This is a genomic window from Citrobacter sp. A316 (genome assembly GCF_002042945.1).
Taxonomy (GTDB): Bacteria; Pseudomonadota; Gammaproteobacteria; order Enterobacterales; family Enterobacteriaceae; genus Citrobacter; species Citrobacter portucalensis.
Genome location: NZ_MVFZ01000003.1, coordinates 21,526 through 34,299, shown reverse-complemented (window position 1 = coordinate 34,299; position 12,774 = coordinate 21,526). Strand labels below are relative to the sequence as shown.

Sequence of the window (12,774 nt, the reverse complement as noted above, 5' to 3'; positions counted from 1 at the left end):
AAAGCGATTATTCATGGAGAAAATAAGAAGGTTACTACCCGAAAGCGAATAAACACTCCACATTGAGATAAATAATGATTACTATTCTCATTCTTAAAAAGGCAAAACCATGATTTTGCTCATTGAAGCTATGTGAAGCAGTAACAAACGAATTTATCAAAGGGAGTCGTCATGTCTTTACGTCATCTGTTTTCACCGCGTCTGCGTGGTTCTTTACTGTTAGGTTCACTGCTCGTTGCATCATCTTTTACTACGCAGGCCGCAGAAGAACTGCTGCGCAAAGCCGTCGGCAAAGGCGCCTATGAAATGGCGTACAGCCAGCAAGAGAACGCGCTGTGGCTGGCGACCTCACAGAGCCGCAAACTGGATACCGGCGGGGTGGTTTATCGTCTTGACCCGGTCACCCTCGAAGTGACCCAGGTTATTCATAACGATCTCAAACCGTTTGGTGCCACCATCAACAACGCCACGCAAACGCTGTGGTTCGGCAACACGGTAAACAGCGCGGTAACGGCGATGGATGCCAAAACGGGTGCGGTGAAAGGACGTCTGGTGCTGGATGCGCGTAAGCGCTCTGAAGATGTTCGCCCGCTCCAGCCGCGTGAGCTGGTCGCCGATGATGCTACCAACACGGTATACATTAGCGGTATTGGTAAAGAGAGCGTGATTTGGGTGGTGGACGGTGAAACGATCAAGCTGAAGGATACCATCCAAAATACCGGCAAAATGAGCACCGCTCTGGCTGTCGACAGCAAGGCTAAACGCCTGTACACCGCCAATGCCGACGGTGAATTTATCACCATCGATACCGCCACCAACAAAATTATCAGCCGCAAAAAACTGCTGGATGATGGGAAAGAGCATTTCTTCATCAACCTGAGCCTGGACACCGCTGGCAACCGCGCATTTGTCACCGACTCTAAAGCGGCGGAAGTGCTGGTCATCGACACCCGTAATGGCAACGTACTGGCAAAAGTCGCCGCGCCGGAATCTCTTGCTGTGCTGTTCAACCCAACGCGTAATGAAGCCTACGTAACTCATCGCCAGGCCGGTAAAGTGAGTGTGATCGACGCGAAAAGCTATAAAGTCGTCAAAACATTCGAGACCCCAACGTTCCCGAATAGCCTGGCGCTCTCCGCCGACGGTAAAACCCTGTACGTCAGCGTTAAACAGAAATCTACCCGCGAGCAGGAAGCTACTCAGCCGGACGATATTATTCGTATTGCGCTGTAAAAAATCTGGAGGGGGAAACCCCTCCTGTCATTTCTCTAAACCCCACGATACGCCTCGTTACACCCCGCCAGTAGCCCGACCCACTTCAGGGACTTACACTACGCCCTCAACGGCTAACTGAATAACACGGGAATACCATGAAAAAGCCATTTATCTGTCTGTGTGCAGGCGTAATGCTGTTTACCCTGGCAGGATGTACCACCGATTACGTCATGACGACCAAAAGCGGACAAACCATTACTACCCAGGGTAAGCCAAAACTGGATAAAGATACGGGAATGACCAGTTATACCGATCAGGATGGAAATGCGCGGGAAATTAACAGCAACGATGTAGCGCAGTTGATTGAAGCGAACTAAAAATGAAGGCCTGAAGGGTTAACCTGTCAGGCCTTCAGCCATTATGGCGCGGTGCGGTGGATTTCCGCGACGCGTTTACGCACGCCGAACCAGCCTGCAACCAGCAGGATGGCAATCAACGGTAATGACGCGATGGTGTAGGTGCCGTTTGGATAGTCAAACGCCATCAGCACCAGTACGCTCAGCAGGAACAGTAGGGTCAGCCACGAGGTAAACGGAGCGCCCGGCAGTTTAAAGCTGACGTCTGCCGTTTTACCTTCTTTTATGGCCCGGCGCAGACGCATCTGACAGACCATGATAAAGCCCCACGACGCAATAATGCCCAACGACGCGAAGTTCAACACGATCTCAAACACCTGTGACGGCACCAGATAGTTCAGAAATACCCCGACGACATAGACGACCAGCGTGGCGAGGATCCCAGCCCAGGGTACCTGTTGACGGCTCATTTTAGCCATGAATTTCGGCGCCGATCCGCCCATCGACATGGAACGTAAAATACGTCCGGTGCAGTACAGTCCAGAGTTGAGGCTGGAAAGCGCCGCGGTGAGCACCACAATATTCATGATACTGCCGATATACGGCACGCCCAGTTTGGAGAAGAAGGTAACAAACGGGCTTTGCCCCGCCTGATAGGCATTCCACGGCAGTAACAGAACCAGCAGCACCACAGAACCCACATAGAACAGACCAATACGCCAGATAACGCTATTGATCGCTTTCGGCACCATGGTTTGTGGATCTTTGCATTCTCCAGCAGCGGTGCCCACCAGTTCAATGGAGGCAAATGCGAAAACTACCCCCTGAACCAGTACCAGCGCGGGCAGCAGGCCATGTGGGAAGAATCCACCGTTGTCGGTGATCAGATGGAAACCGGTGGTGTTACCATCCAGCGGCTTTCCAGTGCCTAAAAAGACGGTACCCACCACCAGGAAAATCACAATCGCCAGCACTTTGACCAGCGCAAACCAAAACTCCATCTCCGCGAACCACTTCACGCCGATCATGTTCATGGTGCCGACAATAGCCAGCGCGCCGAGGGCGAACACCCACTGCGGTACATCACCAAATGCGCCCCAGTAATGCATATACAACGCCACCGCGGTGATATCGACAATGCCGGTCATCGCCCAGTTGATGAAGTACATCCAGCCAGCAACATAGGCGGCTTTCTCACCTAAAAATTCACGGGCGTAGGAGACAAAACTGCCGCTGGAAGGGCGATGTAAAACCAGTTCACCAAGCGCACGCAGTATAAAGAACGAAAAAATACCGCACACCAGATAAACCAGCGCCAAAGCAGGACCCGCCATCTGCAAGCGTGCGCCAGCTCCTAAAAACAACCCGGTACCAATTGCGCCGCCAATGGCGATCATCTGTACCTGTCGGTTTCCCATTGCTTTGTGATACCCCTCTTCGTGGGCATTCAACCAGCGTCGTTTCGCCGCATGTTGTTCCGCGGCTTGCGTGTTGTTTGTGTTCATTACTTTTCCTGTTGACCTGACAAAAATACAAAATCCTTTTTGCCGCACCTGCTGCGGCGAAAACAGCCTTACCCTTCATTGTGTTACGGGGGAAAACTGCCGGCCGAGCATCCTACATTCAATTGTTCGGTTCCGCAAAGCCCCGATAACAAGAATTCAGCATTTTTGTACAGCCAGCACTGGCGCGGTGTGGCCTCGATTCAGCCAGTAAAAGAGAAGGGCATAAATACGTGGAGAGGAGTGCGCTTATCGAGACATTCACCCGATAAGCGCCGTAAGGTTATGCTGATACGCCAAAGACCTGAACGGCCTGCTGTAAGCGCGATGAACGTTGAGTCAGATCGGCGGTAGCATCGGTGACACGCTCCACCATCTCGGCGTTATTGTGTGTCATGGTGCCAACGCGGGAAATCGAATCGTTAATCAGATCCAGCGCCTGGGTTTGCTCACGCGTCGCCAGACTAATATCTTTGATCATCATCGACATCTGCAGGACATCGCCAATCATCCCGGTAAGATGCGTCTCCGTTTGCTCCACCATTTTGACGCCGCTATTCACGTTGGCGACATTCTTCTCAATCAGCTGTTTGATCTCTTTTGCTGCAGACGCCGAGTGCTGCGCCAGATTACGAACCTCTGCCGCTACAACGGCAAAACCACGCCCGGACTCCCCGGCTCGCGCGGCCTCAACCGCGGCATTGAGCGCCAGAATATTGGTCTGGAAAGCGATACTGTCGATAACGCCGATGATGTCGACGATCTGCCCGTTGTCACGCGATATCGCCTGCATCATGGCGATAGTTTGTTTCATAATGTCGCCGCCTTCTGCCGCATTGGCGCTGGTTTTATCGGCCATGGTCATAGTATGTGCCGCAGTCTCAGCAGTTTGCTGTACTGCGCTACCAATTTCTTCAATGGCGGCAGCGGTTTGCTGCAGGTCGGCGGAGGTTTCTTCTGAACGCTTGTGCAGTGCCGTACCTTCTTTTGATACCCGCTGACTGATGGCGCGAATACCGGATATTTGCGTACTGACATCATCGACCAGTGAATTCAGATTAAGCCCGGACTGATTAACCAGACGCATCAGCATTCCGATTTCATCTACCCGATTTAAATGACAGTTATCAGGTTTTCTCCCGGATACCACTTTCTTCATTTGCGTCAGTAGCGTATTAACTGGCTGACAAATTTGATACTTAAGGTAAATAGCAAGCATCAGAAATAAGAACAGCAACCCTCCCGCCTGAATAAATGGATTAACAGGAGCGAAGAGAAATAGAACAGCGAGCAGGGCGATTACCCCTAAAGAATAATTGACGCGCTGGCTAATGCTCAGCCATTTAAACATTGATGCCCATGACAATATTCCGCGACGAATGACAATGCCTTTAAAAAGTCGAAATCCTTTAAGCTGCTGATTATTAATTTTATGATATAGGCTTTCGCTTTGAGTTATTTCATCGCGCGAAGGAACGGTACGCACCGAGATGTAGCCGGTGAGTTTTTCATTGTGCCAGACCGGCGTAACGTTGGCGCGAACCCAGTAATGGTCGCCATTCTGCCGACGATTTTTCACCATCCCCGTCCAGCTGTCTCCCTGCTGTAGCGTGTACCACATATCGGCGAACGCCGCGGGAGGCATATCGGGATGGCGAATAATATTATGCGGTTCGCCCATTAATTGCTGTTCGTTAAATCCGCTGGCATCAATAAACGCGGAGTTGGCGTAGGTAATATGACTTTCTTTATCCGTCGTAGAAAGCAGCGTCGCTTTATCGTTAAGTGCGTGCTCAATTTGTGTAACGGGCATGTTACTTTTCATAGAGATCCCATGGTGCTATGTATAATCCATACAAAAATCCCCGCAATAAAATAGGGGGATATTAGAAAGCTGTTTTAAACCGTTTTAATAAGAAACGTGCATTCTCTACTAATCATCATTTCTGTGGAAGTAGTTAAAATAAAAATTTCTATGTAAATCATTCACCCTGCGTCATAAAAGTGAAACAATTAACACAAGCGCATAACGTTACAAGTTGTTTAAACTGACTTAACGTAAATCGCGTTAAAAAACCTTTTCGTAAAAAGAAAACTGGCATGAAATGATTTTAATGTTATTACCGTGATAGCAACGACCCTATTATATTTTGTAGGCTATTAATTGCGGGTGTTTTTCAGTTTAGCGTTACGACCAGTACTGGACGATCCAAATTTTAACCCTGACAGCGACAGGGTTTGTTATCTACTTTTTAGCTGAACAAATGTGAATTAAATGTTTCAGTATGGCTATTTGATAAATTAATAATGAAGACATGTTAACAAACATAGGCTCGTAACATGTCATATCGCCTGAGTATTCTGGATAAAAGCCCCATCGGGGAAGGTGAAACTGCCGCGACCGCGCTTTCACGGACGTTGCGCCTGGCGCAACTGGCAGAAGAGTGGGGGTACCATCGTTTCTGGATCGCGGAACACCATAATACGCCACAGCTGGCCAGCCCATCGCCGGAGCTGGTGATCGCCTGGATCCTCGGGCAAACCCAGCATATCCGCGTAGGTTCCGGCGGCGTGATGCTGCAACATTACAGCCCGTACAAAGTGGCGGAAAACTTCAATCTTCTGGCATCGCTGGCCCCTGGACGTGTCGATCTCGGCGTAGGGAAAGCTCCTGGCGGCTTACCGCTGTCGACCCAGGCGTTACAGCATGGACTGCATCAGGAAGAAAAAGGTAGTTTTGCCGACCAGCTTTCTCAGCTTAACGATTGGCTGGCGCTGAGCGGAACTGAAAGCGGGGAAACGGTATTCCCGACGCCAATTCCACCGATACCACCGGAAAAGTTTGTACTGGGAGCCAGTGTACAAAGCGCGCAGTTAGCAGCGCAATCCGACTGGGATTTCATCTTCGCAGCGCATCTCAACGGTGACAAAACGTTATTGCGTGACGTTTTGTCTTTCTGGCAGACCCACAGTGCACGCCCGACGATAGTCGCCGTCCAGGTGATTGCGGCTGACGGTTACGACACCGCAGCACGACTGGCGGAAAACGTACAAATCTGGGGCGTGGAGCTGGAAGATGGTCAACGTGTCACGGTAGCCAGCGAAGAACAGGCGCTGGCGTTTGCCGCTCAGGCGGGCAGCCCACCACGCAAAATTGCGCGCCGTGAGCAGGCGTTGTTATACGGCACCGCTCAGGAGGTGATAGCAAAGCTAAATGCTCTGCATACGCAATTTGGCATTGACGAGTTCATTATTGACACGCCAGTGACGGAAGGGCATGCGCGTCTGACATCGCTGCGTTTGTTGGCGCAAGCCCATAACGCCGTGGAGGTGCTCTGATGACTCTCGGCTCAACGCTTATCGACTGGCGTCGTGAACTACATCAGCATCCGGAGCTTTCTCTGCAGGAGGAAGCAACCACGGCGCGCATTCACGCCTGGTTGCACGCCGCGGACGTCGACATTCTGCCGTTCGAACTGAAAACCGGTCTGGTCGCGGAAATCGGCCAGGGAGAAGATGTCATTGCGCTGCGGGCGGATATCGACGCGCTACCGATAGAAGAAAGCGCCGACGTTCCGTTTCGCTCCCTCACGCCGGGCGTGATGCATGCCTGCGGGCATGACGTCCATACCAGCGTCATGCTTGGTGCAGCACTGCTGCTAAAACAACAGGAAACAACCTTACCGGGGCGAGTACGTATTTTATTTCAACCAGCTGAAGAGAGTTTCGGCGGCGCAAAAACGTTGATCCGCGCCGGTGCGCTGCAAAACGTAGCGGCTATTTTCGGTATGCACAATGAGCCCGGTTTTCCGGTGGGTGAATTTGCCACACGTGGCGGCGCATTTTATGCCAATGTTGATCGCTTCGTGCTGCGCATAAATGGCAAGGGCGCACATGCAGCGCGTCCTCATGAAGGTAAGGATGCCATCCTGCTTGCCAGCCAACTGGTAACAGTGCTGCAAAGCGTTGCCAGCCGCGACGTTAACACGCTGGATTCAGTCGTGCTCAGCGTGACCCGTATTCATGGAGGAAATACCTGGAATGTACTGCCAGAATCCGTAGAGCTGGAAGGGACGCTCAGAACGCACCGGACTCAGGTACAGCAGCAGGTTAAGGCTCGGGTTAATGACATCGCCGCCGGATTTGCCCACGCCTTTGGCGCACAAATCGACGTAATCTGGCATGCGGGACCAACCGCGTTGGTAAATGACGATCGTTGGGCCGATATTGCCACCGCAGTGGCGAAACAGTCAGGCTATACCACCCACCATGCCGACCTGCATATGGGCGGGGAGGATTTTGCCGTCTACCTGCAAAATACGCCCGGCGCATTTGTCAGTATTGGCAGCGCCAGTGAATACGGATTACATCACCCGGGGTTCAATCCGGACGAGCGTTTAATTGAACCTGCCGCGCATTACTTTGCGCAGTTAGCAAAAACGGCATTCGCACACCTTTAAGTTTACCTGTTGGGTAGGGGTTATTATGGCTGAAAATCGACAACTACGGCTCGGCACGATTCTGCATGGCGCATCGGGAAATATGTCCGCATGGCGTCATCCGGCGGCTCAGGCCGATGCCAGTATTAATTTTGATTTTGTCAAAGAGACGGCGCTTATTGCGGAAAAAGGGAAGCTGGATTTTATTTTTGTCGCCGATGGTCTGTATATTAATGAAAAATCAATCCCGCACTTTTTAAATCGTTTTGAGCCGCTGACGGTATTATCTGCTCTGGCCAGTATCACTCAGAATCTGGGACTGGTTGGCACAGTGTCCACATCATACAGCGAGCCGTTTACGACCGCACGGCAGTTCGCTAGCCTGGACCATCTCAGCCAGGGGCGCGCCGGGTGGAACGTGGTTACGTCGCCTTTGGAAGGATCGGCAAAAAACTATTCTCGCGCTCAGCATCCAGAGCATGCCCAGCGTTATCGTATTGCTGATGAATATTTACAGGTAGTGAAAGGGCTGTGGGATTCCTGGGAAGACGATGCTTTTACCCGTAATAAAACAAGCGGGGAATTTTTTAATCCGCAAAAACTGCATACGCTTAACCATCATGGTGATTATTTCCAGGTTGCCGGGCCGTTAAATATTGGGCGTACGCCACAAGGCCGTCCGATTATATTTCAGGCGGGAGCTTCAGCAGATGGCAAAAAATTAGCGGCGCAGCATGCTGATGCCATTTTTACCCATCAGGAGTCGCTGGCAGAGGCTAAAGCGTTCTATCAGGATGTAAAAAGCCAGCTGGAAATCGCCGGACGACATCCCGATCAACTGCATATATTCCAGGGTGTCAGCGTTATTGTTGGCGACAGCGCAGAGGACGTGGAGCAGCAGTATCAGACTACCGCTGCGCTGGTCTCCGTTACTGACGCGCTGAACTATCTTGGCCGCTACTTTGAACATCATGATTTTGCCCAATATCCGCTGGACGCACCGTTCCCGGATCTGGGTTCCCTCGGACAAAACAGCTTTCGCAGTACGACTGATGAGATCAAGCGCAACGCGCGTGAGCGAGGCTTAACACTTCGTCAGGTCGCTCTGGAAGCGGCCAGTCCACGTCCGCGTTTCAGCGGCACGCCACAACAGGTTGCCGACGGCCTGCAGCAGTGGTTCGACGAAAAAGCCGCAGACGGTTTTATCATCCAGGGAGGTACGCCTGATACCTTCCCGCGTTTTGTCGAACAGGTTGTCCCTGTGCTTCAGACGCGCGGCCTGTTCCGCCATGAATATCCCGGTACGACCCTGCGCGCAAGCCTGGGATTAGCGACACCTGCAAATCAATTCACACAATAAGAGAAAAACGCTATGCAGAAAAAATCAGTATTTCTCGCGCTGTCACTGGCTTTCAGCGCGACCGTTTGGGCAAATGAGGTGACGATTAACGGCACCGGCGTAAGCCTGGAAGCCAATAAAGCGCCGATCAATACGGCAAAGAATCCGCAGGCGATTGCGCAGTTGCCCGCAAACCTGCACCTGGCCGTACCGGGTAAATTCACCGTGGCGATTGCCGGGCTCAGCCAGCCACCGCTGACCGTCTTTGCCGATGACAATAAGACGTTGATCGGCAGCGAGGCGGACATCGCGCGTCTGGTGGCGGACAGCCTGGGACTGGAACTCAACGTTGTACCTACGTCATGGGAAGACTGGCCGCTGGGCGTCACTTCCGGCAAATACGATGCCGCGATCAGCAATATTACCGTCACCAAAGCACGCAAAGAGAAATTCGATTTCGCGACGTACCGGAAAGACTCTCTTGGCTTTTATGTCAAAACCGGCAGCAAGCTGAAGAAAATCGAGCAGGCGGAAGATATCGCCGGACTGCGCATTATCGTCGGTTCGGGGACTAACCAGGAAGCCATCCTGCTGGCCTGGAACGATGAGAACGTGAAGAAAGGGCTACAGCCGTTTACGCCGGTGTATACCAAAGATGATGCCGCGCAAACCCTGGCCCTACAGTCAGGCCGCGCCGATGCCTACTTCGGTCCTAATGTAATCGGCGCGTGGAAAGCTGCACTCAACGGTAAAACGCAATTAGTGGGTAGCGTTGATGGCGGCTGGCCAAAAGCGGCACACATCGCTGTGACGCTGAAAAAAGACAGCGGTCTGGTTCTGCCGGTACAAACCGCCCTCAACGGCGTGATTGGCAACGGCGACTATGACAAGGTGCTGAATCGCTGGGGTGAAGGGGTGGAACGCATTCCACAATCTGAAATCAACCCGGCCGGTTTAGGCGACTAAGGAGGTCATCGTGAGCGATCAATTTCGCGTGCTCTCACCTGAAGCTATCGAGCTGCAGCCTATTTTGAACGGTCTGTTCGGTGAGTATGCTGCCCGCTATGGCGATTACTTTTCTCGCGACGCTGAAGTGGAACTGACCGAATGGTATCTGGCGCCGCAGGGACTTTTTGTGGTACTGGAGCGCCGCGGCGAAATTATCGCCACCGGGGCTTACAAACCTTACGACAAGGACACCGCCGAGATTAAGCGTATCTGGACAAAAAGCAGCCTGCGTCAGCAGGGGCTGGCGGCGCGCGTGGTGCAGGAGCTGGAACGTAGAGCGCTGCTCGCAGGCTACAGCCGGATTTATCTGACCACGGGATTTCGCCAGCCGGAGGCCGTCAGACTTTATTTAAGCCAGGGCTACGATCCGCAATTTGATACGACGCGCGATCCCGAAGAGTACAGCCTGCCGCCGTTTGATGGTCGGCTGCGCTTTACCAAACTGCTGACTATTGCCGGTCAGGCCAGAATCGCCTGAGGAGAGAAGATGAAAACGACAGATAGCATTAAAGTCGTACCGGCACGTTACCCCATGCGCACCGTAGGCGCGGTCATTGCTTTGTTTGCCCTGGCGGTGATTCTCCAGTCCGTAGCGTTTAATCCGCGCTGGGAATGGGGCGTGTTTGCCCGCTGGTTCTTTGATCCGGTTATCTTGTCCGGCCTCGGGCAAACGCTGTTACTGACGCTTATTGGGACGCTGTTGAGTATTTTCATTGGCGGTCTGCTGGCGCTGGCGCGGCTTTCATCTTCCTGGCTGTTGAACGGTCTGGCATGGGGATATATTTGGCTGTTTCGTTCGTTACCGCTGATTGTGGTGCTGATCGTTTTATACAACTTCTCCTATCTGTACGACACGTTGACGATTGGTATTCCGTTCACTCCCATTCAGTGGGGCAGTTTTGAGACCATCAATGTGCTCGGTCAGTTTTCCACTGCGGTGGTTGGCCTGACGCTGGTGCAAAGCGCCTATACCGCTGAAATTATTCGCGGTGGATTTTTAGGGGTCGATCACGGTCAGTACGAGGCAGCGGCAGCGCTGGGCTTACCGGCAGGGCGACGTACGCTGCGGATTATTCTGCCACAGGCGCTGCGCACCATTTTGCCTGCTGGATTCAATGAAATCATCAGCCTGGCGAAAGGGACGGCGATGGTATATGTGCTGGCAATGCCGGAGCTGTTCTACACCATCCAGATGATCTATAACCGCACGCAGGAAGTGATCCCGCTGCTGATGGTGGGTGCGGTGTGGTATCTGGTGATCACCAGCGTCCTGTCGTTAATTCAGCACCTGGTTGAACGCGCGCTGGCACGCAGCGAACGACGTTCAGCGATCAACACAGCCCGAGTGAGTCGTGCAGAAAAACGCAGTCGTCAACGTCCACAGCAGGAGGCCGTCCATGTCCCACTCGCCTGAAGGCCATATTTCTATTACCGGTGTCAGCAAATACTTTGGTCGCCACAAAGCGCTGGATAATGTGTCGCTGGAGATCCCCCCCGGCACGGTAACGGTCATTCTTGGGCCGTCCGGTTCAGGGAAATCAACACTCCTGCGAACCATCAACCATCTGGAACGCGTCGATGAGGGGTTTATTCAAATCGATGGCGATTACATTGGCTATCGTCGGCAGGGAGACAAGCTGTATGAGTTGAAAGAGGCGGAAATTTTGCGCCAGCGCGTTAACGTTGGCTATGTGTTCCAGAACTTTTATCTGTTCCCGCACTTAACGGTACTGGAGAACCTGATTGAAGCGCCCATTGCGCACGGACTGGCATCGCGTAAAGCCGCCACCGAGCGAGCATTAACTCTGCTTGATGCAGTTGGGTTGCGTAATAAAGCCGATGCCTGGTCGCGTCACTTATCCGGCGGTCAGCAGCAGCGTATCGCCATTGCCCGTGCGCTGGCGCTAAATCCGCGCGTCATGTTGTTCGATGAGCCTACATCTGCGCTGGATCCTGAACTGGTCGGTGAAGTACTGGATGTCATTAAAGCACTGGCGAGGTCGGGAACCACGCTGGTTGTGGTAACGCATGAGATTGGCTTCGCCCGGGAAGTGGCGGATCAGGTGGTGTTTATGGTCGATGGAAAAATCGTCGAGCAGGGCAGCAGCGAGCAGGTATTGAATCATCCACGCCACACGCGCACCCAGCAGTTTTTGTCAAAAGTGCTGTGAGTTTCAGGGAAAGATGGACATGTCTGCATAGGTCGTCGAATGCTGCTCTACACTTAGGGTTTTAACTTTGGGGTTGCAGCATGATTAAGGTCTATGGGGTGCCGGGCTGGGGATCGGCCATCAGTGAAGTGATGCTCACGCTGGCGGATATCCCTTACAGCTTTATTGATGTGGACGGTTTTGACAGCGATAGTCCTGCGCGAGAGTTGCTTAAAACAATGAATCCGCTATGCCAGGTGCCCACGCTGGTACTGGAAAATGGCAGCGTGATGACGGAAACGGCGGCGATCGCCCTGATGATACTCGATCGTCGCCCTGAACTTTCGCCACCCGTTGGACACCCTGAGCGCCAGCAGTTTCAGCGTCTGCTGATATGGTTGGTGGCAAATGTCTATCCCACGTTTACCTATGCCGATTATCCTAACCGATGGGTACCGGACGCCCCGGCGCAGTTGAAAAAGAACTGCATTGAGTACCGTAAATCCCTCTATATATGGCTGAACGACCAGCTAAGCGCCGAGCCGTACGCATTCGGGGATCAGCTAACACTGCTGGACGTTTATATTGCCGTTATGCGCACCTGGGGGCCAGGGCATGACTGGTTTCAGGACAACACCCCGAATATTAGCGCTATCGCCGATGCGGTTTGTCAGCATCCGAGGCTGCGTACTGTACTGAAAAGCAATAAGATTATTTGAATAAAAAAACGCTGTTCCGCAGGAGTGCAAATCCCGGAACAGCGGG

The 12,774-nt window shown here is 52.5% G+C and carries 10 protein-coding genes and 1 pseudogene; 9 read left to right on the top strand and 2 right to left on the bottom strand.

The window, feature by feature from the left end; translation table 11 throughout:
• Positions 1-171 precede the first annotated feature (171 nt).
• Both BZK41_RS04215 and BZK41_RS04210 read left to right on the top strand, forming a co-directional pair.
• Positions 172-1,233, top strand: a complete 1,062-nt coding sequence (locus BZK41_RS04215) for a YncE family protein (RefSeq protein WP_079937293.1) — start codon at positions 172-174, stop codon at positions 1,231-1,233.
• A gap of 137 nt (positions 1,234-1,370) precedes the next feature.
• On the top strand, positions 1,371-1,592 hold the full coding sequence (locus BZK41_RS04210) for a YgdI/YgdR family lipoprotein (RefSeq protein WP_003020157.1): 222 nt from the start codon (positions 1,371-1,373) through the stop codon (positions 1,590-1,592).
• 41 nt (positions 1,593-1,633) lie between these two features.
• Here the strand turns inward: BZK41_RS04210 and ansP are convergent, their stop codons facing one another.
• A complete protein-coding gene (gene ansP, locus BZK41_RS04205; protein ID WP_079937292.1) occupies positions 1,634-3,076 on the bottom strand; it encodes an L-asparagine permease in 1,443 nt (480 codons plus the stop codon).
• Between the two features lie 280 nt (positions 3,077-3,356).
• Positions 3,357-4,898, bottom strand: a complete 1,542-nt coding sequence (locus BZK41_RS04200) for a PAS domain-containing methyl-accepting chemotaxis protein (protein ID WP_079937291.1) — start codon at positions 4,896-4,898, stop codon at positions 3,357-3,359.
• Between the two features lie 515 nt (positions 4,899-5,413).
• On the opposite strand from BZK41_RS04200, the gene BZK41_RS04195 reads away from it, so the two are divergent.
• The 7 genes and pseudogenes from BZK41_RS04195 (at position 5,414) to BZK41_RS04160 (ending at position 12,728) form a co-directional block, all read left to right on the top strand.
• On the top strand, positions 5,414-6,412 hold the full coding sequence (locus tag BZK41_RS04195) for an MsnO8 family LLM class oxidoreductase (protein ID WP_079937290.1): 999 nt from the start codon (positions 5,414-5,416) through the stop codon (positions 6,410-6,412).
• Positions 6,412-7,533 (top strand): amidohydrolase, encoded by a 1,122-nt coding sequence (locus BZK41_RS04190; protein WP_079937289.1) that lies wholly within the window; start codon positions 6,412-6,414, stop codon positions 7,531-7,533. Before BZK41_RS04195 ends, BZK41_RS04190 begins: the two co-directional genes overlap by 1 nt.
• Before the next feature lie 25 nt (positions 7,534-7,558).
• Positions 7,559-9,817, top strand: a pseudogene (locus tag BZK41_RS27220) (NtaA/DmoA family FMN-dependent monooxygenase).
• Between the two features lie 10 nt (positions 9,818-9,827).
• A complete protein-coding gene (locus BZK41_RS04175; protein WP_079937287.1) occupies positions 9,828-10,337 on the top strand; it encodes a GNAT family N-acetyltransferase in 510 nt (169 codons plus the stop codon).
• Between the two features lie 9 nt (positions 10,338-10,346).
• Positions 10,347-11,273 carry an amino acid ABC transporter permease gene (locus tag BZK41_RS04170; protein ID WP_079937286.1) on the top strand — a complete coding sequence of 309 codons (927 nt, stop codon included), beginning with the start codon at positions 10,347-10,349 and terminating at the stop codon, positions 11,271-11,273.
• Positions 11,257-12,030 (top strand): amino acid ABC transporter ATP-binding protein, encoded by a 774-nt coding sequence (locus tag BZK41_RS04165; protein WP_079937285.1) that lies wholly within the window; start codon positions 11,257-11,259, stop codon positions 12,028-12,030. The genes BZK41_RS04170 and BZK41_RS04165 overlap by 17 nt, the downstream gene beginning before the upstream one ends.
• Positions 12,031-12,110: 80 nt before the next feature.
• Positions 12,111-12,728 (top strand): glutathione S-transferase family protein, encoded by a 618-nt coding sequence (locus BZK41_RS04160; protein ID WP_079937284.1) that lies wholly within the window; start codon positions 12,111-12,113, stop codon positions 12,726-12,728.
• The last annotated feature ends 46 nt before the right edge of the window (positions 12,729-12,774 follow it).

Excerpts from the sequence above, each read along its gene's own strand:
- BZK41_RS04215 (WP_079937293.1), top strand. The coding sequence starts at position 172 with ATGTCTTTACGTCATCTGTTTTCACCGCGTCTGCGTGGTTCTTTACTG.
- BZK41_RS04210 (WP_003020157.1), top strand. The coding sequence starts at position 1,371 with ATGAAAAAGCCATTTATCTGTCTGTGTGCAGGCGTAATGCTGTTTACC.
- ansP (WP_079937292.1), bottom strand. The coding sequence starts at position 3,076 with ATGAACACAAACAACACGCAAGCCGCGGAACAACATGCGGCGAAACGA.
- BZK41_RS04200 (WP_079937291.1), bottom strand. The coding sequence starts at position 4,898 with ATGAAAAGTAACATGCCCGTTACACAAATTGAGCACGCACTTAACGAT.
- BZK41_RS04195 (WP_079937290.1), top strand. The coding sequence starts at position 5,414 with ATGTCATATCGCCTGAGTATTCTGGATAAAAGCCCCATCGGGGAAGGT.
- BZK41_RS04190 (WP_079937289.1), top strand. The coding sequence starts at position 6,412 with ATGACTCTCGGCTCAACGCTTATCGACTGGCGTCGTGAACTACATCAG.
- BZK41_RS04170 (WP_079937286.1), top strand. The coding sequence starts at position 10,347 with ATGAAAACGACAGATAGCATTAAAGTCGTACCGGCACGTTACCCCATG.
- BZK41_RS04165 (WP_079937285.1), top strand. The coding sequence starts at position 11,257 with ATGTCCCACTCGCCTGAAGGCCATATTTCTATTACCGGTGTCAGCAAA.
- BZK41_RS04160 (WP_079937284.1), top strand. The coding sequence starts at position 12,111 with ATGATTAAGGTCTATGGGGTGCCGGGCTGGGGATCGGCCATCAGTGAA.